The 21,371-nt window shown below is 66.9% G+C and carries 25 protein-coding genes; 13 read left to right on the top strand and 12 right to left on the bottom strand.

The window, feature by feature from the left end; all coding sequences use genetic code 11:
• The first annotated feature begins 103 nt into the window (after positions 1-103).
• The 3 genes from J2X45_RS12305 to J2X45_RS12295 are packed head-to-tail and all read left to right on the top strand — an operon-like array spanning position 104 to position 1,487.
• Positions 104-721, top strand: a complete 618-nt coding sequence (locus tag J2X45_RS12305; protein WP_310215071.1) for a UbiX family flavin prenyltransferase — start codon at positions 104-106, stop codon at positions 719-721.
• A gap of 4 nt (positions 722-725) precedes the next feature.
• Positions 726-1,199 carry a TIGR02444 family protein gene (locus tag J2X45_RS12300; RefSeq protein ID WP_310215069.1) on the top strand — a complete coding sequence of 158 codons (474 nt, stop codon included), beginning with the start codon at positions 726-728 and terminating at the stop codon, positions 1,197-1,199.
• Between the two features lie 57 nt (positions 1,200-1,256).
• A complete protein-coding gene (locus tag J2X45_RS12295) occupies positions 1,257-1,487 on the top strand; it encodes a DUF465 domain-containing protein (RefSeq protein ID WP_310215066.1) in 231 nt (76 codons plus the stop codon).
• Between the two features lie 46 nt (positions 1,488-1,533).
• Here J2X45_RS12295 and J2X45_RS12290 read toward each other — a convergent pair whose 3' ends face one another.
• From J2X45_RS12290 to J2X45_RS12280, 3 genes are all read right to left on the bottom strand, one after another.
• Complete coding sequence (locus J2X45_RS12290) at positions 1,534-3,255, bottom strand: M61 family peptidase (protein ID WP_404980061.1); 1,722 nt, start codon at positions 3,253-3,255, stop codon at positions 1,534-1,536.
• 68 nt (positions 3,256-3,323) lie between these two features.
• Complete coding sequence (locus J2X45_RS12285) at positions 3,324-3,683, bottom strand: response regulator (protein ID WP_310215065.1); 360 nt, start codon at positions 3,681-3,683, stop codon at positions 3,324-3,326.
• Between the two features lie 137 nt (positions 3,684-3,820).
• Positions 3,821-4,534: a GGDEF domain-containing protein gene (locus tag J2X45_RS12280; protein WP_310215063.1), complete on the bottom strand. Its 714-nt coding sequence runs from the start codon at positions 4,532-4,534 to the stop codon at positions 3,821-3,823.
• A 229-nt stretch (positions 4,535-4,763) separates the two neighbouring features.
• On the opposite strand from J2X45_RS12280, the gene purE reads away from it, so the two are divergent.
• Both purE and J2X45_RS12270 read left to right on the top strand, forming a co-directional pair.
• Entirely contained in the window at positions 4,764-5,255 is a 492-nt protein-coding gene (gene purE, locus J2X45_RS12275; RefSeq protein ID WP_310215061.1) for a 5-(carboxyamino)imidazole ribonucleotide mutase, read from the top strand.
• 5 nt (positions 5,256-5,260) lie between these two features.
• Positions 5,261-6,346, top strand: a complete 1,086-nt coding sequence (locus J2X45_RS12270) for a 5-(carboxyamino)imidazole ribonucleotide synthase (protein WP_310215058.1) — start codon at positions 5,261-5,263, stop codon at positions 6,344-6,346.
• Here J2X45_RS12270 and J2X45_RS12265 read toward each other — a convergent pair.
• Together J2X45_RS12265 and J2X45_RS12260 are read right to left on the bottom strand one after the other, a co-directional pair.
• Complete coding sequence (locus tag J2X45_RS12265) at positions 6,343-6,582, bottom strand: helix-turn-helix transcriptional regulator (RefSeq protein ID WP_310215056.1); 240 nt, start codon at positions 6,580-6,582, stop codon at positions 6,343-6,345. The two genes, J2X45_RS12270 and J2X45_RS12265, sit on opposite strands and share 4 nt — an antisense overlap.
• Complete coding sequence (locus tag J2X45_RS12260; RefSeq protein WP_310215054.1) at positions 6,582-7,082, bottom strand: DUF2975 domain-containing protein; 501 nt, start codon at positions 7,080-7,082, stop codon at positions 6,582-6,584. Before J2X45_RS12260 ends, J2X45_RS12265 begins: the two co-directional genes overlap by 1 nt.
• Positions 7,083-7,182: 100 nt before the next feature.
• On the opposite strand from J2X45_RS12260, the gene J2X45_RS12255 reads away from it, so the two are divergent.
• The 3 genes from J2X45_RS12255 to J2X45_RS12245 are packed head-to-tail and all read left to right on the top strand — an operon-like array spanning position 7,183 to position 9,606.
• Positions 7,183-8,118: an ABC transporter ATP-binding protein gene (locus J2X45_RS12255; RefSeq protein ID WP_310215050.1), complete on the top strand. Its 936-nt coding sequence runs from the start codon at positions 7,183-7,185 to the stop codon at positions 8,116-8,118.
• Positions 8,118-8,843 (top strand): ABC transporter permease, encoded by a 726-nt coding sequence (locus tag J2X45_RS12250; RefSeq protein WP_310215048.1) that lies wholly within the window; start codon positions 8,118-8,120, stop codon positions 8,841-8,843. The genes J2X45_RS12255 and J2X45_RS12250 overlap by 1 nt, the downstream gene beginning before the upstream one ends.
• Before the next feature lie 49 nt (positions 8,844-8,892).
• A complete protein-coding gene (locus J2X45_RS12245) occupies positions 8,893-9,606 on the top strand; it encodes an aspartate/glutamate racemase family protein (protein ID WP_310215046.1) in 714 nt (237 codons plus the stop codon).
• Here the strand turns inward: J2X45_RS12245 and pbpC are convergent.
• The gene (pbpC, locus tag J2X45_RS12240) at positions 9,603-11,804 is read right to left on the bottom strand and encodes a multimodular transpeptidase-transglycosylase PbpC (protein WP_310215044.1); all 2,202 of its coding nucleotides are present in this window, start codon (positions 11,802-11,804) and stop codon (positions 9,603-9,605) included. The genes J2X45_RS12245 and pbpC overlap by 4 nt on opposite strands.
• A gap of 54 nt (positions 11,805-11,858) precedes the next feature.
• Here pbpC and J2X45_RS12235 point away from each other — a divergent pair, with 54 nt between their 5' ends.
• The gene (locus J2X45_RS12235) at positions 11,859-12,347 is read left to right on the top strand and encodes a YcgN family cysteine cluster protein (RefSeq protein ID WP_310215042.1); all 489 of its coding nucleotides are present in this window, start codon (positions 11,859-11,861) and stop codon (positions 12,345-12,347) included.
• Between the two features lie 90 nt (positions 12,348-12,437).
• On the opposite strand, the gene rpmE is transcribed toward J2X45_RS12235, so the two are convergent.
• Positions 12,438-12,668, bottom strand: a complete 231-nt coding sequence (gene rpmE / locus J2X45_RS12230; protein WP_004616338.1) for a 50S ribosomal protein L31 — start codon at positions 12,666-12,668, stop codon at positions 12,438-12,440.
• Positions 12,669-12,792: 124 nt separating this feature from the next.
• Between rpmE and J2X45_RS12225 the strand changes: the two genes are divergently transcribed.
• Entirely contained in the window at positions 12,793-14,646 is a 1,854-nt protein-coding gene (locus J2X45_RS12225) for an ABC transporter ATP-binding protein/permease (protein WP_310215040.1), read from the top strand.
• 10 nt (positions 14,647-14,656) lie between these two features.
• Here the strand turns inward: J2X45_RS12225 and J2X45_RS12220 are convergent, their stop codons facing one another.
• From J2X45_RS12220 to J2X45_RS12210, 3 genes are all read right to left on the bottom strand, one after another.
• Positions 14,657-15,958, bottom strand: a complete 1,302-nt coding sequence (locus J2X45_RS12220; RefSeq protein ID WP_310215038.1) for a hypothetical protein — start codon at positions 15,956-15,958, stop codon at positions 14,657-14,659.
• An 87-nt stretch (positions 15,959-16,045) separates the two neighbouring features.
• A complete protein-coding gene (locus J2X45_RS12215) occupies positions 16,046-17,116 on the bottom strand; it encodes a glycerophosphodiester phosphodiesterase (RefSeq protein WP_310215036.1) in 1,071 nt (356 codons plus the stop codon).
• A gap of 174 nt (positions 17,117-17,290) precedes the next feature.
• Entirely contained in the window at positions 17,291-18,091 is an 801-nt protein-coding gene (locus J2X45_RS12210) for an inositol monophosphatase family protein (RefSeq protein ID WP_310215033.1), read from the bottom strand.
• 172 nt (positions 18,092-18,263) lie between these two features.
• On the opposite strand from J2X45_RS12210, the gene J2X45_RS12205 reads away from it, so the two are divergent.
• From J2X45_RS12205 to J2X45_RS12195, 3 genes are read left to right on the top strand one after another with little or no spacing between them, the layout of a single operon-like run.
• Positions 18,264-18,719 (top strand): hypothetical protein, encoded by a 456-nt coding sequence (locus tag J2X45_RS12205; protein ID WP_310215030.1) that lies wholly within the window; start codon positions 18,264-18,266, stop codon positions 18,717-18,719.
• Entirely contained in the window at positions 18,716-19,255 is a 540-nt protein-coding gene (locus tag J2X45_RS12200; RefSeq protein ID WP_310215027.1) for a hypothetical protein, read from the top strand. The genes J2X45_RS12205 and J2X45_RS12200 overlap by 4 nt, the downstream gene beginning before the upstream one ends.
• Positions 19,252-20,127, top strand: coding sequence for a sigma-70 family RNA polymerase sigma factor (locus J2X45_RS12195; RefSeq protein WP_310215025.1), 876 nt, complete (start codon positions 19,252-19,254; stop codon positions 20,125-20,127). The genes J2X45_RS12200 and J2X45_RS12195 overlap by 4 nt, the downstream gene beginning before the upstream one ends.
• Here J2X45_RS12195 and J2X45_RS12190 read toward each other — a convergent pair.
• Together J2X45_RS12190 and thiE are read right to left on the bottom strand one after the other, a co-directional pair.
• On the bottom strand, positions 20,119-20,526 hold the full coding sequence (locus J2X45_RS12190) for a hypothetical protein (protein WP_310215023.1): 408 nt from the start codon (positions 20,524-20,526) through the stop codon (positions 20,119-20,121). The two genes, J2X45_RS12195 and J2X45_RS12190, sit on opposite strands and share 9 nt — an antisense overlap.
• Positions 20,527-20,611: 85 nt before the next feature.
• Positions 20,612-21,256: a thiamine phosphate synthase gene (thiE, locus tag J2X45_RS12185; RefSeq protein ID WP_310215021.1), complete on the bottom strand. Its 645-nt coding sequence runs from the start codon at positions 21,254-21,256 to the stop codon at positions 20,612-20,614.
• Positions 21,257-21,371: the final 115 nt, after the last annotated feature.

Genomic DNA, 21,371 nt, shown 5'->3' with positions numbered 1-21,371 from the left:
GGAAAGTGAACACCCGCTGCGCGGCGCTGTCAGATCACATATGATTGCAATCGGCCCCGCTTGACGTGGCGAGGCTTGCTCCCATGACGGATGAAAATTCACCATGTCGGACGGTTCGAAAAACGCTGATCGCCCACGCCTTGTGGTGGGCATAACGGGCGCTTCCGGCGTGGCCTATGGACTTCGGGCGCTCGACGCCTGTCGAGACCTTGGGGTCGAGAGTCACCTTGTCATGTCGAAGTCCGCCGCCCTGACCCTGACGCAGGAAACGGGTCTGTCGGTCTCTGACGTCAGCGCCAAGGCCGACGTTGTCCATCGCGCCGCAGATGTCGGCGCCTCGATCGCGTCCGGCTCGTTCCGCACGTTGGGCATGCTCATAGCGCCCTGTTCGGTCCGCACGATGAGCGAAATCGCAACGGGCGTAACGTCTTCGCTTCTGACCCGCGCCGCCGACGTGGTCTTGAAGGAGCGTCGGACCCTGGTGCTGATGGTGCGGGAGACGCCGTTCCATCTGGGTCACCTGCGCACCATGACCAGCCTGGCCGAGATGGGCGCGGTGATCGCTCCGCCGCTGCCGGCGTTCTACGCCAAGCCAGCCTCGATCGAAGAGATGGTCGACCAGTCGGTGGGTCGTGTGCTTGATCTCTTTGGTCTGTCCTGGCGACCCGTGAAGCGGTGGGGCGAGGACCTCGAGACCATCACCGGCAAGTCGGAAGGTTAACGCGATGGGCGCGACCAAGGGGCTTTGGGACTGGGCGTTGGACGCCTATGCGCGGCAACCTGTCGCAGAGGCGTGCCTGCACCTGCAGGACGCTCACGGTCAGAACGTGCCCTACCTGCTCTGGGCCGCCTGGATGGCCGAGCAGGGGCGGTCAGCGGACTTGAAAATCGCCGCCGGCGTAATGCGCGGCTGGGACCGGGATATTGGCGCGCCCCTGCGCGGCGTACGACGCGCATTGAAGGCGCCAAGGCCGCCCGTCGACGAGATCGGCAAGGAAGCCTTCCGTGACGCCGTGAAGGCCCTGGAGTTGCAGGGCGAGCGGGTGCTGATGGAGAGTCTCGAGGCCCTTGCGGGGCCGCCAATGACTCCCGCGAGCCTTGTGGACGGTCTAGTGGCCGCTGCGGAGGCCTCCGGCGATCCGCCGCGCCGCGCCGCGTTGGAAAGGCTTGCTTCCGCCCTCGAAGCCACGCGGGACTGAGCGCCTTTACCGCTCGTCAGCCTTTGCTATCTATGACCCTGAAGGGGCCCTACCGAGATGACGTCCATGAACGACGATGATCCGTCGGAAGACACCGACATCGCGATCGAACGTCGCCTCGCCGATCTGCGCGAGGAGCACAAGGACCTCGATGACTCGATCCGGGCGCTGGAAGAGCGCTTCCAGCCGGACATGCTGCAGATCGCGCGTCTGAAGCGGAAAAAGCTGGCCCTGAAGGACGAGATCGGCCGTTTGGAAGATCTCCTGACGCCGGACATCATCGCCTGAAGACCGTCCGGTTGAGATGTCGCCATCTCAGCCAAATAAACAGGCTCTAGCCCGCCACCGCCTTCACGCAGGCGACCCGCGCCTCGGGCGTCAACGCTGTGGGCGTATTGATCCGTTGCACCGTGACCTGGCCCGGACCGCGTGGCAGGAATCGGATCACCTCCGGCTTTCCATTCTTTTCCACCGCGATTCCGATCTCGACGGTGCTGTCGCCCGTCTTCCCGCCCTGGCGGCCAAGATATTTCATGCCGTCCCGCAGACCCGCAGCGTAGGCGGGGCCGGAGGGATCGACGCCCGCAGTCAGCCGCCCCCTGCCGGTCTCGGCAAGATCAAGGCCCAGCCAGTACGCTGGCCGCGTAAGAGTTTCGACGGTCAGGCAGCCGCCGAAGGCGTCCGGCGGGAGCAGGATGCGTTCGCCTCGGGTCACGAACCGATCGATCTCGGGCGTCAGGTCGACTCCCGTGATGCCTCGCGCGACGGGAACCAAGGCCTCAGGCGCTGGAATACGACTAGCGCCTGTTCGGCTCGTGGCCTGATCGCGCATGGCCAACATGATGCGGTCGAGGCCGCCCTTGGCCTTGAGCTTGGTCTCCATCAAAACCGCCACCTGCGCGCCGCGTTGGTAGGGCAGCTTCTGAACGGCCCTGTCGCTCCAGAACTTTGCGACGATCTCGTCGTTGTTCACGTCGATCGCCGCTGAGGTCGCATAGGCCTCCAGGGCCTCGTTCCAAGCGGCGGCGAAGGTCTCCAGGTCCACGAGGCCCGATCGCAGCGCAAGGCGGCGAGCGTAGTAGTCGGTGAAGCCCTCGCTGAACCAGTATCCGGCGGGCTCGCGCGCGCCATCGATCGCCCCGCCCAGCCGCTCGCCGTTCCACGTGTGCAGATATTCGTGGGTCAGGAAGAGGCGATAGTCCTCAAGCTTGGTGTTCTGGGTGGAGATCACGGCAAAGGCGTCGTCCAGCCCCGTTCCGCGATAAGAGGTCCAGCCTTTCGGCGCAGGCAGGGCGGCGAAGGTGATGAGGAAAGGCGTTCGCCCATCGCCCCAGAAGGCGCGGGCCGCGCTGATCGATCGCGCCGCCATGTCCGCGAAAGCCTCGGCGCTGAAGGGGAACTGCCCGCGCATCGCGACGGTCAGGGGCGCGCCGTCGAGGTCTCGGCGGGCCTCCACCACGTCCGGGTAGGCGATCAGGACGCTCGGCCCCAGTTGTTCGATCGGGGCCGGCTTTCGCATCATCGACGAAAGGTCGGTGGCCAGTCGCAGGGAAGATCCCGCAGGATCCCAAACGAACCTCGCCCGATCGCCTTCCCGCCCCTCGGGGGTCACGAACACGGTATGGCCGATCAGATAGAAGCCGTCGGGTTCGACGATCGGCTGGCCGTAGTTCGGGCCATCGGGCGGCGGCGGGCCCTCGTAGGCGCCGACGACCTGATAGCGGACCGTCAGCGGCGCACGGGGCTTGGAGGTGATGACCCAGGTCTTCTCATCGGGTTGGGCAAGTTGGCCGCCCGTCACGGTGGGACTACTCAGAAAGCGCCAAAGCCGCTCGCCGCCGCCCCACTCGGTCGGCAGGCGCAAACGGGTCTCGCCGTCGGCGTCGGCGGGCAACGTCACGGTGACGGAAACGGCGCGGACCGCGCCGGTCTCAAGAACGGGCGCAATACGATAGACGTTCACACTGGGCTTGGGCGTCGCCGCCTGGGCGGACATCGCTCCGGCGAGCGCCAGCGCCAGGCCGGCCAAAGCCGCCTTTGGACGACCGCAGATCATAGTGAGCTCCCCTGAACCTTGGGCTCACCCTAGGGGGGCCAGGGAGTTCGGGTCAGCTTAAAGTTCTGTCACGCCGCTTGCCGGCCTTCCAGCGCGCGCACCGTCTGCAGAAGGCGTCCCGGCGTGATCGGCTTTTCCAGCCGCGCATCCGCATGCTGGTCATCCTTGAGCAGGCGAGGATCGATAGCCGAGGCCATCAGGGTGACCGCGCCGGGCAGGGCTCTGCGCACCGCGCTGACCAGTTCGCCGCCGCTCATGCGGGGCATGGTGAAATCGGTGATGACCAGATCCGGTCCGAACGTATTCAGAGCCTCAAACGCCTCTTGACCGTCACTGCAGAGCAGGACGTCAAACCCAGCTTCCGTCAGGGTGATCTCGTAGATCATCGACAGAACCGGATCGTCTTCGGCGATCAGGATACGCTGCATGATCCAAAATCTCGCGCTTATGCTTAACAAACCGTAAAGCTAGTTAGCCCGGACACGCAGAGCGAGTCGCCGTGCGATAAGGTCGCACGACTGTTGGTTGTCGTTATCAGAGTTTGGGCGCCGTGGGTGGCGTCGGCCTAGGCGGTCCTGCGTTTGCGCACGAACATCGCTGCATCGGCTTCAGCCAGCGCTTCCTCGGGATCCGCGCCAGGCTCGATTTCCCGTACGCCGAACGAGATGTGCAACGGCGCTGACCACTCGCCGAACTCGACCGGGACGGCGCGGACCGCTTCTGCGAGGCTCTGAGCCTTCGCCAGCGCCGTTTCCTTGTCGGCTTGCGCCAGAAGCACCGCGAACTCGTCGCCGCCCATCCGGCCGACGATGTCGCTTTCCCGGACATTCGCCAGCAGGCGTTTGGCGACGGCCTTCAAGGCCTCGTCGCCCGCCGCATGGCCGAAGCGATCATTGACGCTCTTGAAGCCGTCCAGGTCGAAGAAAACGATGCTGGCGGGCGATCCGTAGCGCTGGGCGAAAGCGGCCACCCGCTTCATCTCGCGCAGGAAGGCACGACGGTTCAGCACCGGCGTCAGGACATCCATGTCGGCGAGGCCTTGGGCCTCGTTGAGCCGGAGCTTGAGGACCGAAACCTCGTTCCGCAGGTCCTCGATCTCGCTCATCAGGGTTTGCAGCGCCTCGACAACCTTTGGTGTCAGGTCCGCCTCGGTCAGGCCCAGAAAAGCGGCGCTGTCGGGGGCGGACACCTCGCGAGCCGCGACCTGCGCGCCAGCGCGCGCCAAAGCGCGCTTGCGAATGGCGGCGAAGGGTTCGGTCCGGGCGCCTGAAATCTTCATGGCCTTATGGGGAATCGAATTGCACAGCTAAGTGACATGGTTAACGGGAACGGCGTTCGACGCAATCCTGGCGCCGAAGAGTCGCAGGGCCGGGGTTCGATCTGGGCGCCAAATGCGCGTCTGATGTCCGGCTTGAGCGACCTCGTGTCGTTTTGGGGTTGCGTACGGGGAGCGGCCCGAATACGGGGCGGCTTTCATCCGCCGCCGCCGAGTTCAAGGGACGACGCCGATGCCTGCCACCATTCCGCCCGTCGCCATCATCATGGGCAGCCGCTCGGACTGGCCGACCATGAAGGGGGCGGCTGACGCGCTGGACAGCCTGGGCGTGGCCTGGGAAGCCAAGGTGGTCTCTGCGCACCGCACGCCACAGCGACTGTTCGACTTCGCCACAGGGGCCGAGAAGGCGGGGTACAAGGTGATTATCGCGGGCGCCGGCGGCGCGGCGCACCTGCCGGGCATGGCCGCCTCGATGACCAACCTGCCTGTGCTCGGCGTGCCGGTGCAGTCAAAAGCGCTCTCAGGGCTTGATAGCCTGTTGTCGATCGTCCAGATGCCGGGCGGAATCCCTGTGGCCACCTTGGCCATCGGCGAGGCGGGCGCCAAGAACGCCGGTCTGCTGGCGGCCCAGATCCTGGCCCTGTCCGACGCCCCCCTGGCGGCGCGATTGGCGGCTTTCCGCGCCGCCCAGACCGACAGCGTCGCCGAGAGCGTCGAGGACTGATCAAGATGGCTTCGTTCCCCCTGGTTCCCGGTTCCACCATCGGCGTCCTCGGCGGGGGACAGCTAGGCCGGATGCTGGCCCTGGCCGCCGCGCGCCTGGGCTTTGACGTCGTGATCCAGGACCCGGAAGAGGGCTCCCCGGCGGGCCGCGTCGCCGCGCGCCAGATCGTGGCCGCCTATGACGACCGCTGGGCGCTGAAGCGTCTGGCCGAGGCCTGCGACGTCGTCACCTATGAGTTCGAGAACGTCCCGGCCGATACGGTGTCAGAGCTGACGGCTCTGGGGGCCATGGTCTCGCCGGGCGCCAAGGCGCTGGCCGCCGCTCAGGACCGCGTGGCCGAAAAGACGTTCATGGCCGAGATCGGCGTGCCCACCGTGGCCTTCGCTGCGGTGAACGACAGCCAAAGTCTCGCCGAGGCCGTGGCCCGGATCGGCGCGCCGTCGCTGCTCAAGACCCGTCGCGAAGGCTACGACGGCAAGGGGCAGGCCTGGATCCAGAAGGTCTCTGACGCCGAGGCGGCGTTCGACAAAATTGGCCGTCAGCCGGCGATCCTGGAAGCGCCCGCCGATTTCGGCCGTGAGCTGTCGGTGATCGCCGCGCGCGGCCGGGACGGCGAGATCGCCTGCTATCCGGTCTCGGAAAACCACCACGAGGGCGGGGTCCTTCGGCGTACCGTGGCGCCGGCCAAGATCACGCCGGCAACCCGCGACCAGGCCGAGTCGATCGTAGCCAAGATCCTCACCGCGCTCGATTATGTCGGGGTCATCGGCGTGGAGCTGTTCGAGCTCTCCGGCGGCAAGCTGCTGGTCAACGAATTCGCGCCGCGCGTCCATAACACCGGCCACTGGACCCAGGACGGCTGCGAGGTCGACCAGTTCGAGCAGCATATCCGCGCCGTCGCCGGCTGGCCCCTGGGCCCGACCGAGCCCCATCATCACGTTGAGATGACCAATCTCCTGGGCGCCGATGTCGACGCCTGGAGGAAGCTGGCCGCCGAACCCGAGACCCGCGTGCACCTCTACGGCAAGGGCGAAGCGCGCCCGGGGCGGAAGATGGGGCACGTCAACCGGCTGCGGCCCTTGCGCGACTAGTCCGCCTCGTCCGGGACGTTCAGGTCGTCGGCGTCGAAGTCATAGTCCAGAAGGTCGCCGGGCTTGCAGTCCAGGGCCGCGCAGAGGCGGGCCAGGGTGCGGAAGCGGATGCCCTTCACCTTGCCCGAGCGGAACAGCGACAGCTGGGTTTCGCTGAGACCGACCTCGGCCGCCAGGTCGCGCGCCTTCAGGCCCTTGGCCACGATCAGGGCGTCCAGGGTGACGCGAACGGGCATCAGATCATCTCGTCGAGTTCAGCCTGCGCCGCCAGGGCCTGGTCCATGACGCGCCCCAGCAGGAATAGCGCCCCGCCGATCATGCCCAGGGTCATGCCGGCGACGTCGAAGTGCAGATAGCCGCCTTTGGCCTGTCCCAGAAACCGCATCAGGTTGGTGACGACAAAGACGCTGGTCAGGCCTCCAGCGCCCAAGGCCAGCCCGACCCGACGCAAGGCGGGTGGCAGCGCGGCCTGGATAAGCCGACCGTTGGCCAATTCGCCGAGTGTCTGGCCGATGGTCCACACCGCGAACAGATAGCACGCAATCGGCAGGTTCCAGATCGTCGCCGCGAGCATAGCGCTCGGACGCCAGGGGGCGTCCTTGAGCAGCACCAGCAGCGCCGGGAACACCCAGGCCATCAGCGCGATCAGCAGGCCGACGCTGATCACCATGAACATCGCCAGCCAGCGGAACTGGCGGCATCGGCGGCGGAAGGCGAGGATTTCGGTTTGGCTCATGATCGGCGAAGGGGTTGGGAACCTGTCTTGTCTTTAATCTTGACTTAAAGATCTCGGCTCCGCAACTTTATCTCTAACTTAAATTTCGTGAGCGCCGCCGATGCCCGCCGCTATCGAGACCCAAGGGCTTTCGCGCCGTTTTGGCGGGCGCCTGGCCGTCGATGATCTGTCGATGACCGTCCCCGAGCGGGCGGTTTACGGCTTTCTGGGCCGCAACGGCGCGGGCAAGACCACGACCTTGAAAATGATCCTGGGCCTGATCCGCCCCAGCGCAGGGGCGGTGAGGGTCAACGGGATCGACGTCTCGCGCGATCGCATCGGTGCGGCTCGGCAGGTCGGCGCGCTGCTGGAGGCGCACGGCTTCTACGGCAATCTGACGGGTCGGGAGAACCTTGGGCTCACCGCCACGCTCGTTGGCCTGCGCAACACCGAGATCGATCGCGTGCTGGAGGTCGTGGAGATGAGTGCTGACGCCAATCGAAAGGTTGGCGGCTACTCGCTGGGCATGCGCCAGCGCCTGGGTGTGGCGCGAGCCATGCTGGGCGCGCCCCCGATCCTGGTGCTGGACGAGCCGACCAACGGCCTCGACCCCGACGGCATCGCCGACATGCGCCGCTTTCTCAAGAGTCTGCCCGAGCGGACCGGCGCCACGGTGCTGCTGTCCAGCCACCTCTTGGGCGAGATCGAGCAGACCGCGACCCATGTGGGTGTTGTCAACAACGGGCGACTGGTCCTTGAGGGCGAGCTTTCCCGACTGAAGGCCGATCTGGCGCCCGAGATCCTGTTGCGGACGGGCGATGACGCGCGCGCTGTTCAGGCGCTGTTAGCCAGCGGCCATTCGCCGGTCGCCTTCGAGGGCGGTCTTTCCGTGGCGTTGCGTCTTGGCCAGGACCTCGACAAGGCTGCGGCCGAGCTGGTCCGCGTCCTGGTCGCCGGCGGCGCGCCGGTGTTCGCCGTGGGACCCAAACCCCGCTCTCTCGAAGACATCTATCGCGACGTCGCCGCATCCCGTTCGTCGCAAGCCGAGGCCGCCTGATGCTCGCCGTCCTCTCCGTCGAAGTCCGCAAGCTCAATCGCTCGCTGGCGGCCGTGCTGGCCATCGCCGCACCGACGCTGATCGCCATCTTCCTGTTCTTCAATCTGCTACGCGGCAAGAAGGCCCCGCCGTGGGAGATGTGCCTGCAGATGTCAGGGACAGTGTGGGCCTTCTTCATGCTGCCGATGAGCGTGACGGCCCTCACCGCCCTGGTCGCCCAGATGGAGCACGCCCCGCGCAGTTGGGACCACCTGCGAGCCCTGCCCGTGGCGCGCTGGAAGCTCTACGCCGCCAAGGCCCTCTGTGTCGTCGGGCTCGTCGCAGCGATGAGCGTGCTGAACCTGCTCCTCACCTGGGGCGCGGTCCTCCTGGCGGGGACGATCAAACCGGCGGTCATGCCGGTGGGAACGCCGGATCTGGCCAAGCATGGACTGCTGCTGGCCAAGGTGATGGCTGCGGCCACGCTGATGATCGCCATCCAGCTGTGGACCGCCTTGCGGTTCGCCAGCTTCGTGCCGGCGCTGGCGCTCGGCATCGGCGGGACCTTCTTCTCCGTGGTCGCGACCTCGGCCAAGCAGGGGGTGTTTTTCCCCTGGCAGATGCCGGTGAACATGTTCGCGCGCGACGCCTGGCGGATCGAGACAGCTTTGGCTCTCGGCGGCGGCCTTGGCCTGATCGCCTTGATCATGGCGATCATCCACCTGTCGCGGCGAGAGGTTCTGTAGCGCGCGCGAGCCTGCTAGAGCGCTTTGCGTGAGTAACGCGGAGCGCGCGATGAGCGAACAGGCCCTGATCGGACTGATCGGCGGGATGAGCTGGGAAAGCTCGGCCCAGTACTATCGGCTGATCAACGAGGCGGTGCGCGAACGCCTTGGTGGGGTCGCCTCGGCGCGGACCCTGATGTGGTCGTTCGACTTCGCAGAGATCGAGCAACTGCAGCACGCTGGGCGCTGGCCCGAGCTGTCGCGACGCCTGGCCGACGCGGCGCGGGCCCTGGAGGCGGGCGGCGCGGACTTTCTGGTCCTTTGCACCAACACCATGCATCGCGAGGCCGATGAGATCGAGGCGGCGGTGCATATCCCGCTGCTGCATATCGCCGATCCGACCGGCGAGGCGATCAAGACGGCGGGGCTCTCTACGGCGGGCCTGCTGGGCACGGCCTTTACGATGGAGCACGACTTCTATCGGGGGCGTCTCGAGAAGAAGCACGGCCTTTCCGTCCTGACGCCGGATGCGGACGACCGCGCCGTCGTGCACCGGATCATCTACGAGGAGCTGGTCGCCGGGCGCGTGCTGGACGCCTCGCGCGAGGCTTACAGGGCTGTGATCGCGCGACTCGTCGAGCAAGGCGCGCAGGCGATCATCCTGGGCTGCACCGAGATCATGCTGCTGGTCTCGCAGGCGGACAGCCTGGTTCCGGTGTTCGACACGACGACCCTTCACGCGATGGCGGCGGTGGAGCGGGCGCTGAAGCCGGTCGGTCTCTAGTAAGGCAGGTTATCCGGCGCGGGCTGACCTGGTGGCGGGGCCAAGGGCGCCGTCGGTTCCAGTTCCGAAGCCGCGCGCGAGAACTCTGCGGACAGGGTTTCGTAGAAGCCGTTTCGCGGATCGGGCTCGCTCTGCGGCGCCGGATCGGGCAGCAGCCAGTCGAAGTCGCGGACCGCCAGGGTCTGATGCGCGCTCATCATGAAGCGTCGCCAGATGCTGGCGGGGATATCGCCGCCCACGACCTTGTTCATCGGCTTTTCGTCGTCGTTGCCGACCCAGACTCCGGTGACGTAGTCGGGCGTGAAGCCGACGAACCAGGCGTCGCGCCAGTTCTGACTGGTGCCGGTCTTGCCCGCGACCGGACGCCCGAAGGCGGCGCGCTGGGCTGTGCCCTGGGAGACGACCTTCTTCATCATCTTCACCATCATGCTGGCGTGCGCGACGTCGTAGACGCGCCGCTCGCCCTGCGGCGGCTGGTGCTGGAAGATCTGCTGGCCGCCCTGGGTGGTGATCGATTCGATGACATAGGGCTCGATCCGGATTCCACCCTGCTGGAACACCTGAAAGCCCGAGGTGATCTGGAGGAGGTTCACCTCGTAGGAGCCCAGGGCCACCGACAGATCGGGCGAAGGCGGCAGGCTGGTGATGCCGAAGCGGCGGACAAGATCGCCGATCGCCGGGCCCCCAACCTCCTGGCCAAGCTTCACAGCGACCGTATTGATCGATGTGACCAGCGCCTGCTCAACGGTCATGGGGCCACGATAGCCCCCGCTGTAGTTCTCCGGCGCCCAGTCGCCGAACTTCACGGGCTCATCGACGCGCATGTCGGTCGGCAAGACGCCCTTCTCGACGGCGGCGGCATAGACGAACGGCTTGAAGGTCGAGCCAGGCTGGCGCTTGGCCTGGACGGCGCGGTTGAACGGGCTTTCGGAATAGTCCGTGCCGCCGACCATGGCGCGAACGGCGCCGTCCGCCGACAGCGACAGCAGCGCCGCCTGGCTGGCGCCCGAGCGCGTGGTCTCGGTGGCCATGGTCTGGCGCACAACCTCGGCGCCCTCGCTCTGGAGCACGGGGTCGATCGTCAGGCGCACCACGAGGTCCGGTGCGTTCTGGCCGGCGATCTTGACCGCCTCGGCGGTGGCGTAGTCGAGCACCCAGCCGTAGTCGCCCTCGTCCTGCATCGCCATCGGCGACAGGCGAGGCGTGTCGTCCAAGGCGCGGCTTTCCTGTTCGGGCGTAATCCAGCCCTCCTTGCGCATGTTCGCCAGGATCAGGCGCGAGCGGGCCAGGGCGCGCTCCATGTCGCGGGTCAGCGCCAGACGTGACGGCGCCTTGGGCAGGCTGGCCAGCAGGGCCGCTTCCGACAGGGTCAGCTGGCTGGCGGGCTTGCCGAAATAGGTCTGGGACGCGCCATCGACCCCATAGGTGCCCGCGCCGAAATAGATGCGGTTCAGATAAAGCTCGAGGATTTCATCCTTGGTCAGGATCTGCTCCAGCTTATGGGCCAGCAACATCTCCTGAAGCTTCCGCTTCACCACGCGATCAGGGGTTAGAAACAGGCCCTTCGCCAGCTGCTGGGTCAGGGTCGAGGCGCCTTGGCGGGTTTTGCCAGCCCGGTAGTTGATCCAGGCCGCCCGGGCGATGCCTTGGAGGTCGATGGCGCCGTGTTGATAGAAGCGCCGGTCCTCGGCCGCCAGGAACGCCATCGGCACATAGTTCGGCACCGAACCCAGGGTGATGCGCTGGCCATAGCGCGGGCCACGGGTTGCGATCACCTGGCCATTGCGGTCCTCGAACCGGATGCCCGGCGCCCGGTTGACGGCGAACAGCGCCTCGCGCGAGGGCAGGGGCGGGGTGTCCTTCAAGTACTTGAACCAGACATAGGCCCCTCCGCCGGCGACGCTCAGGACCGCGAGGAGGAAGCCGACCAGCAGCGTTCCCCAGATCCATCCCCATTTCCGGGACTTCTTCTTGGCCGCGGCGTGCTTGAGGTCGGCGCGGAAGGGCTCTTCCGGCGGCGGTTCTGGCGGCGGGGGCGCAGCGGGCGTGTCGCCTGACAGACGGAACGGATCATGGCCCTGCGGCGCCCAGGGATCATGCGAGACGCCATTGTCCGCCGAGACCTGACCGGGCTTCGGCGGCTCTGCGGGGTTCTTCCCGTCGTCGAACTTGTAGGGCGGCAGCGTCCAGTCGTTCACGGTTTGCGTCAGGCTCTGTTTGGTCGCCGGATAAATCGGGTTTAGGACGGCGCCATGACGCCACGCAAACCTTTCTGGCAGACGAAGACGCTCGCCGAAATGACCGTCCCCGAGTGGGAGAGCCTATGCGATGGCTGCGGCCTTTGCTGCCTAGTTCGCTTCGAAGACGAAGACACCGGAGAAATCATCCCCACGCGGGTGCACTGCCAGCTGTTCGACGAGCGCCTTTGCCGCTGCAAGGACTATCCGAACCGCAAGAAGACGGTGCCCGACTGCATCAAGCTCACGCCCTATAATATCGAGGATCTGGAGTGGATGCCGCCCTCCTGCGCCTATCGGCGGCTGCACGAGGGCAAGGACCTGCCGCTTTGGCACCCCCTGGTGACCGGCGATCCGGAGAGCACGCACAAGGCCGGGATTTCGATCCGCAACCAGACGGTGTCGGAGCTCAGCTTCAAGGACGCCGAGGATGCGATGGACTTTGTCGCGACCGATCTGATGCGGGATCGCGGCGATGATCTTTACGATCCCGAAGAAAGCTGAAACCGCCGCGCGACCGAGGCCCAGATACGAAAAAGGCCGGCCCGCAAACGCGGAGCCGGCCTCTCGTCGCCCTTACGGCGAGAAGGGTGCTTAGGCCTTCTTGCCGGTGAAACCAGCGAACTTGGCGTTGAAGCGCGAGACGCGACCGCCGCGGTCCATCAGCTGGGCGTTGCCGCCGGTCCACGCCGGATGGGTGCGCGGATCGATGTCGAGCGCCAGATTCGCGCCTTCCTTGCCGTAGGTCGAGCGGGTCTTGTAGCTCGAACCGTCGGTCAGGGTGACGGTGATGAAGTGGTAGTCGGGGTGAATGTCTTGTTTCATGGCGGCGATCCAGACCGACTAAGCCGGCGAGTGAGAATGGGGTAAGCGCCAAACCGCGCACGCGCGGGGTGGCCCTCGAAGACGCGCGGCTATAAAGAACCCGCGCGATTTTGGCAAGGGACTGTTGATGACTGACGCGAACAGCGGCGACCAGAAGGTCGAAGGTCGCCCCGGCGCGGGAGCCGAACTGGTCCAGGGCATGACCGAGGCCGGGGCCCGCCGGCCGCGTCGCAAGGACATCCGTCCCCTGGCCCACCTGTTGCCGTTTGTCATCGCCCACAAGGGTGACGGCCTGGCGGCCGGCTTCTTCCTGCTGTTTTCGACGGGCGCGACCCTGGGTCTGACCTATGCGTTCAAGAACGTCATCGACCACGGCTTTTCCAAGGGGCAGGGCGCGGCGATCAACAGCGCCTTTGTCGGCCTGGGCGCGGTCGCCCTGGTGTTGGCCCTGGCCACGGCCCTGCGGTTCTTCTTCATCACCCGGCTGGGCGAGCGCGTGGTGGCCGATCTTCGGCGCAAGCTCTACGGCCATACGCTGAGCCTGGATCAGCCCTACTTCCTGAAGACGCGAACGGGCGAGGTCCTGTCGCGGCTGACGACCGACGTGTCGCTGGTCGAGCAACTGGTCGGGGCGTCGATCTCGATCGCCCTGCGCAATATCCTGAACCTGATCGGCGGCCTGACCGCCATGGCGGTGGTCTCGCCCAAGCTGGCGGGCTTCATCGTGCTGATGGTGCCGGTGATCCTGGCGCCGATGTTCCTGGTCGGTCGCCGGGTGCGCAAGCTGACCGTCACCGCCCAGGACAAGTTCGCCGACGCTGTGGGCTATGCCGGCGAGAGCCTGGATGCATTGGAGACCGTGCAGGCCTTCGGGCGCGAGTCGGCCTCGTCGACGCGGTTCGGCGCGGCGGTGGAGGCGGCCTACAAGGCTTCGGTCCGCCGGATCACGACGCGCGCCACCATGACCGCGATGGTCATCACCCTGGCGTTTGGCGGGATCACGCTTCTGCTCTGGACCGGCGCGCGTCTGGTGCTGGCCGGCGAGATGACCGGCGGCACCCTGGCCCAGTTCGCCATGCTGGCGGTGATGGCCGCCGGCTCGATCGGCGCTCTTGGCGAGGTCTGGGGCGACGTCCAGAAGGCCTCGGGCGCCATGGACCGCATCTCCGAACTCCTCAACGCCAAGCCCGATATCGCCGCGCCGCCGAAGCCCAGGACCCTGCCGGTTCCGGGCCAGGGCGAGATCGCCTTCGAGAACGTGGTCTTCGCCTATCCGGGGCGTCCTGATCTTCCGGCGCTGAATGGTTTCGACCTGCGTGTGAAGCCCGGTGAGACCGTGGCCCTGGTTGGTCCCTCGGGGGCGGGCAAGAGCACCGTCCTGCGGCTGCTGCTGCGCTTCTACGACCCGCAAAGCGGCTGCATTCTGCTGGACGGGGTGAACCTGCGCGACGCCGAACCTGCCGAGGTCCGCGCCCGCATGGCCCTGGTGGCCCAGGACTCGCCGCTGTTCTCGGGTTCGGCGATGGACAACATCCGCTTCGGCCGCCCGGACGCGACCGACGAGGAGGTTCGCGCCGCCGCCGACGCAGCCCAGGCCACCGGCTTCCTGTCGGCCTTGCCGCAAGGCTTCGACACCCCGGTGGGCGAGCGGGCAAAGACCCTGTCAGGCGGCCAGCGCCAGCGCCTGGCCATCGCCCGCGCCCTGGTGCGCGAGGCGCCGATCCTGTTGCTGGACGAAGCCACCAGCGCCCTCGACGCCGAGAGCGAACAGCTGGTGCAGCAGGCTCTGGCCACGGCCATGGAAGGCCGCACCACCCTGGTCATCGCCCACCGCCTGGCCACCGTGCTCAAGGCCGACCGCATCGTGGTCATGGAAGAGGGCCGCGTCGTCGAACAGGGCGCGCACGCCGAACTCTTCGCCCGGGGCGGCCTCTACGCCCGCCTGGCGCGTCTGCAGTTCGGGGTCGAGGCGGCCTGAGGGCGGAAATCTAACGCCCCAGATCCGCTGGCGTCGTCGGTTCGCTGAGCAGGCGCTCCATCACCTTCCAGCGCGCCTCGTCGGTCTTGCCCGCGCGAAGCACATGCTCGCGGACCATGTCCTGGCCGATGTTGTAGTTGATGACGTACGAGCGGTAGGTCTCGATGAACGAGACCCGCTTCTCGGCCGCGCCCCGCGAATAGAGGCTGTACTTCATCAGCGCCCGGACGGCCTGCTCCTTGGTCATCTTGCCCGACAGGTAGAGGGCCGCGACCGTGTTGCCGCTGCTCGACAACGCGGCCTTGGCCTGTTGCAGGGCGTCAAAGGCTTCGGCCGTCTTCGGATCCAGGCCCGCCAGCGGGTAGAGCTGGTCGCGTTCGAAGGCGGTCTTGCTCTTGCCAGGGAAGGCCAGCTCGATGCCGAAGTTGGCCGAGCCTTCGGCGATGAACGACTGCGGCGAGTAGAGCGGATAGACGCTGAACTCGACCCAGCCCTTTTCCTTCGTCAGCTTCTGCTCGAGCAGGGCGTTCAGGACGTGGTGGCCGGGATAGCCCTCGTGACAGCCCAGGTCCAAGGCGCGGCTGATATAGATCGGCAGGTCGGTGTTGATCTGGATCAGGCTGTGGGCGCCGCCCTTGTACCAGTTGTAGCCGCTCCAGGGCTTCTTGGTGACGAACTCCAGGTCGAAGCGCTCGCCGGGCGGAAGCTTCATGTGCTGCTCGGTCTTGGCCTTGCAGGCGGCGATGCCGGCCTCCATCACTGCGCCGACCTTGTCGGTCGGGATGACGTACTGGTTCTGGAAGGCGTCGACGCGGGCGGCAAGATCGCCCTTGCCAGGGACGATCTTTTCGAGACGCGCCAGGACCGGATCATAGCTCTTCAGGGGCTTCAGGACCGGGCGCACCCCGAACAGGCCCTCGGCCTCGTCCTCGAAGCTGAACGTGTCGCCGGCGATCATCGCCAGGCGCGTCTGGGCCGCCTTCAGCTGGCCGCGCAGGAACAGCTTGCGGCGGCGCTGGTCGGCGGTGAGGTCCTTGTCGTGGACCTTGGCCAACAGCATCTGCAGGCGGTCCGCCTCCTTGCGGAGCACCGACACGGGGCGCGGCGCCAGCTTGGCGGAGTCCTGCCACTCGCGCGGGCCATAATAGGCGTCGACATAGCCGGGCTCGCGCTCGCCGGCTTCCAGCGTCATGCGCACGAAGTCGACGGCGATGCGGTCCAGCAGGTCCGAGCCTGGCGAGGCCAGGGCTGGCGCGCCGAAGACGAGCGCGGCCGCGAGCGCGGCGGCCGAGGCGGCGTGACGGATCTTCATGACGGTTCTCGCAGGCGACTTCAAAGCGAGCGCACGCTGCACCGACGCGCCGGGTCGAGGCAATAGCGAGGAACGATCTGCCGTTCGTCAGCCACGAACGGCCGCGGCCTGGGCCGGGAAGTCGCTGAACACGCCGTCCACACCCGCCGCGTAGAGCGCCTTCAGCACGGCTTCGGAGGCGCCATGCTGGGCCAGGAAGCCGCGGCTGGCCGGATCGCCCTTGCGCAGTGTCGCCGGGAGGAAAAAGTTCTCCGCGCGCACCGTCCAGGGATGGACGGCCAGGCCAGCGGCGTGGGCGTCGCGGATCAGCGTCGTCGGCGCGCCCAGAACCTGTCCGTCGTGGGGAACGACGAGCTTCCAGTTCGGGCCCAGGCCATCGGCGTAGACGGCGACGTCCTTCAGGCCCTGGGCGGTGATCAGATCCGCGTACTTGATGCTCGGCTGGTCGGCGGGGCCGCCTTCGGCGTCGACCAGGAAAACCAGTCGTGCGGGCGTCTTGGCGCGCAGACGCTTGAGCGGCGCGACCTCGAAGCACTGCACGAACACCGGGGCGGTCGCGGAGTTCAGGCCCAGCGCCTTCAGCTTGGCGACGAGGCGGTCCTCTGTCGGCAGGCCGATCGAGACGAAATAGGTCGGATGCTTCAGTTCGGGATAGACGCCGATCGTGCGACCCGTTCGCTTCGAGCCCGCCTGAGCGATCGCCCACACCTCTTCAAAAGTGAGGATCTGGGCCTGCCCGTCAAAGGCCGCGCTGGCGGGACGCAACTGCGGCAGGCGTTCGCGGGCGCGCAGGGTCTTCAACTCGGCGAGGGTGAAGTCCTCGGTGAACCAGCCGGTGACCTGCTCGCCGTCGATGGTCTTGGTGGCCTTGCGCGCGGCGAACTCGGGGCGGGTGGCGACGTCGGTCGTGCCGCCGATCTCGTTCTCGTGTCGGGCGACCAGATGGCCGTCCTTGGTCGGAACCAGATCCGGCTCGATGAAATCCGCGCCCTGCTCGATGGCGCGCTCGTAGGCCAAGGCGGTGTGTTCGGGCCGCTCGCCGCTGCAGCCGCGGTGGCCGATGACGATCGGCTTCTTGCTCTGGGCGCGGGCGAAGCCGGGCAGGAACGTGCCGGCGAGAGCGGCGGTGGTCAGGGCGCGACGGGTCAGCAGGGTCATGGACCGCGATTTAGCGCGCGGATGTGACGGTTTGGCTAGACCCTACAAACTGTCACTCCGGCGAAGCGCGAAGCGCGCCGAGCCGGGACCTAGGGCGGCCGTCCTGCCGCTTGCACCTGGGTCCCGGATAGCCTCTGCGAGGCTTCCGGGATGACACTGGAAAATGAGCTCTGCCTAAGCCGCCCGCAGGCGCTCCAGAATCTGCGGGTGAAGGTCCTGGTTGCTCGCCAGGATCGACTTTCCCTGCACCACGTCGTGATCGTTCTCGTCGATCGTGGTGATCTTGCCGCCCGACTCCTGGATCATCAGCACGCCAGCCGCGACGTCCCAGCTGTTGAGGTTGCGCTCCCAGAAAGCGTCGAAGCGTCCGGCGGCGACCCAGGCCAGGTCGAGCGAGGCCGCGCCGAAGCGACGGACGCCGGCGACCTTCTGGCTGACCTGGTGCAGCTCCTTCAGGAACTGGCCGTGGCCCGGCTTGCCGGCGAACGGGACGCCGGTGGCGAGGACCGCCTCGTCCAGGTGACGACGGGCCGCGACGCGCAAGCGCTTCTCGGCGCCGAGGAAAGCGCCCTTGCCCTTTTCGACCCAGAACAGGTCGTTGGTGATCGGGTTGTAGGTGACGCCGGCGACGATCCCCTCGCCCTCGCGTTGCAAGGCGATGTTCACCGCGAAGTGCGGGATCGCGTGCATGAAGTTGGTGGTGCCGTCCAGCGGGTCGACAATCCAGGTGTGGGTCTTGTCGGTGCCTTCGACCAGGCCGCGCTCTTCGCCCACGAAGCCGTAGCCCGGACGCGCCTTGGTCAGCAGCTCGAACAGGGTCTGCTCGGCCTTAATGTCGGCGTTGGTGACAAAGTCCGCCGCGCCCTTCTTGGAGACCTGCAGTTCGGTGACTTCGCCGAAGTCACGAGCCAGGCCACGGGCGGCCTTCCGAGCCGCTTCGATCATGACGTTGAGCAGGGCGGAGGGCGTGGGCACGGGCGGGCTATCCTCAAGAAGCCGTCGACGCCCGCCGGAAAGTCCGGCGGCGGAGCGGTAGGTCGACGGTGTGAAAGAACGGGCGCGGAAACTAGTCGCCGAACGCGCGGAAGGCAAGGCGTCGTTGATTCGGCAGGCTTAACGGCGACGCAGCGAGAAATCTGGGCCCGGCGTGTCACATCGCTCGCGCCTCCGTCGTCTTGCTCTCGTATCGGCAGGAGGCGCAAGGATGAGACGCGGATTAGCCATCGGTTTGACGGTCCTTTTCATAGGCAACGGCGCGGTGATGCTGGCTGCGCCCTATCCCTGGTATCTGATGGTTCCCGGCGTGGTCCTGACCGGTCCGTTTAACGATCATTTCGTCCGCGATATCGGCGCGGCGTATCTGGCCTGCGGCGTCGCCACGGCGCTCGGCGCCTTGGATCTCCGCCGCCACGCCGGAGCGATCATCGTGGCGGCGACATTCCAGGGGCTTCACGCCACGATCCATCTGATCACGCCCTTCTGCGGCGCAGGCGCGCCCTGGCCGTTGCTGGCGCGCGATTTTCCCGGCGTCTTCCTGCCGACCGCAGCCGTCATCTGGCTCGCCGTTGTCGCGTTCCGGCCCGTGAAAGGAGATTCCCAATGATCCGGGCTTTCCTGTCCATGATCCTTGCTCGGTTCGAGGCGCGCTACGACTATGACGCCGCCTATATTCGCGACCTTCTGGCGGCCAGCCCCAAGGCCTTTGGGGCGCTCCAGGGCGTGCGCAAGCTGGCGAGCTATCGCGCGGGGGCGCCGCCAGCCGCCCTCGCCGCCGCAGGCCTGGTCGCCACGATGTCGGAGGATTGCGGGGCCTGCGTCCAGATCGGCGTTCGGATCGCCGAGGAGAACCACGTGCCCGCCGACGTCCTGAGGGCGATCCTGGCCGGAGACACGGCGGCCATGGGCGTCGACGCTGCGCTCGCCTACCAGTTCGCAAGGTCGTCCTTGGTCCGGGACCTAGAGGGCGCTGACGTTTTGCGGGACGCCGTCCTGGCGCGATGGGGACTTCAGGGCCTGTCCGCCATCGCGCTCGCCATGGCCGCGTCGCGGGTCTATCCGACGGTCAAGTATGCGATGGGACACGGCAAGACCTGCTCGCGGGTGCAGGTTGGCGGCAAGTTGATGGCGGTGCGGACATGACGGTCGCGGAGACCCTATTCGAGACGCGTCGGCAGGCGATGACAGGCCTTGCGTACAGAATGCTGGGCTCGCGCGCCGAGGCGGAGGATGTGGTCCAGGACGCCTGGCTTCGCTGGCGCGGAGTGGATGTCTCGCAGGTTCAGGAGCCTGCGGCCTTCCTCAGCCGGGTTGTCACGCGCCTGGCGCTGGATCGTCTGAAGTCGGCGCGGGCGCGGCGCGAGATCTATGTCGGCGAGTGGCTGCCCGAGCCCTTGGTCGATCCCGATTTCGACGCAGGCCGCGATGCGGATCTCTCCGTGGCTTTCCTTCTGGCGCTGGAACGTCTGAGCCCTCTGGAGCGGGCGGCGTTCCTGCTGCACGACGTCTTTGACACGCCCTTCGCCGAGATCGCGGCGACGTTGGGGCGGAGTGAGGCGGCGTGCCGGCAGCTGGCGTCGCGCGCTCGCGAACATGTCCGGCAGGACCGACCGCGCCATCAGCCGACCATCGATCAGGAGCGCCGGCTGACGGCGGCCTTCTTCGAGGCGGTGATGACCGGGGATGAGGCGGCGTTGCGCGACCTGCTGGCGCAGGACGTGGTCATGCACGCCGACGGCGGCGGCTTGGCCAGCGCCAACCTGAATCCTGTGCGGGGCCTGGCCAAGGCGATCGCCCTGATCCTGGGCGTGCGGCGCAAGTGGCCGCCCCCGGCCGACACCAAGGTTGGGCTGGCGCGCGTCAACGGCCAGCCGGGCTTCGTGCTGGCCGTCGACGGCTCTGTCTTCCAGACGGTCGGGCTCGAGATCGATGCGGGACGGATCGTCGCCGTCTACACCGTCCGCAACCCCGAGAAGCTGGCGGGATTGGATCCGCAGGCGCTTGGCCTAGGGTAGCTCGACCTTCGGGAGGCTGTCCTTGGTCTCGCACAGCAACTTGCCGGCCTTGCCCACGGCGCCGGAGATGTCGTCGATCTTGCCTTCCTTGCGCCAGCCCTTGGGCAGGCCCTTGGAGCCGTCGAAGTCCATGCCCAGGTCCATCCATTTGTCGGCCGCGCAGTCGAGGGCGAAGATCAGGATCGGGCCCTTTGAGGCCGCCCAGTTCTTGTAGGGGCCGTTGGCCTTGCCCTCAGCGATCCGGGTGACGATCAGTCCCGTAGATTGGTCGACGCGGGTGAAATCCTCGTCGTAGTAGGTCTTGGTTTCGCCGGGAGCCAGTTTCCAGTTTTCTGCGATCGCGGCCGTGGCGAAGGCCAAGATCGGTACGCCAAGCAAACACACTACGAGCCGCTTCATGATCTGCGTCTCCCCCTGTTTTTGTTCGCTGGGAGAGACGCTAGGGCGTTGTGCGCTGCGTCACAAGATACCGGCGTTACCTGGATTACTTACGGGCGGCCAGGCCCTTGGCGATCGCGGCGTTCAAGGCGGCGACCGCCGCGTCCGGACCTTGGGGATGGGACCAGACACTGGCTGAAACCGCGAGGAAGTCAGCGCCCGCCGTCGCAAGGCCTGCAGCGTTCTCCGCGGTGATCCCTCCGATCGCCACGCAAGGCGTCTCCATCGTCTCCTGCCAAATGGTCAGAATGTCCGGCTCTGCCCTGGTCGGCGCGTCCTTGGTGGTCGTCGGGAAAAAGGCGCCGAACGCGACATAGTCCGCGCCGGCTTCGGCGGCTTCCATGGCGAGGTGACGGCTGTCGTGGCAGGTGACGCCCACCATCCGATCGCCCATCAGCTTACGAGCGTCCCTGCACGACATGTCAGACTGGCCGACATGGACGCCATCCACGGCGAGCCGGGCCGCCAGATCGGGTCGATCGTTCAGGATCACCGCGACATCGCGCGCCTGCGCGATCGGGGCCAGCGCGTCGACCGCAGCCGCCACCACATCGTCCGGGGCGTCCTTCAGCCGGATCTGCAGGGCGGCGACGTCCCCGCCGTCGAGCGCGCGGGCCAACTGACGACCAAAGTGGGCGAGGTCGGCCAGGGCGGGCGGGGTGATCAGATACAGGCGGCAGGCGAGCGTCATGCGGTGGCTTTAGGCCAATTCGCCTCAGTATGCGACCTCTGGCCGCTGCTAACCATAGTGAGAGTCAGTTGCAAAAGCGGCCGCGAGGCGATAAATGAGAATGACACTCAATCGG

The organism is Caulobacter sp. BE264 (assembly GCF_031457805.1).
In the GTDB taxonomy this organism is placed as follows: domain Bacteria; phylum Pseudomonadota; class Alphaproteobacteria; order Caulobacterales; family Caulobacteraceae; genus Caulobacter.
This window is presented reverse-complemented; position numbering and strand designations above follow the sequence as displayed.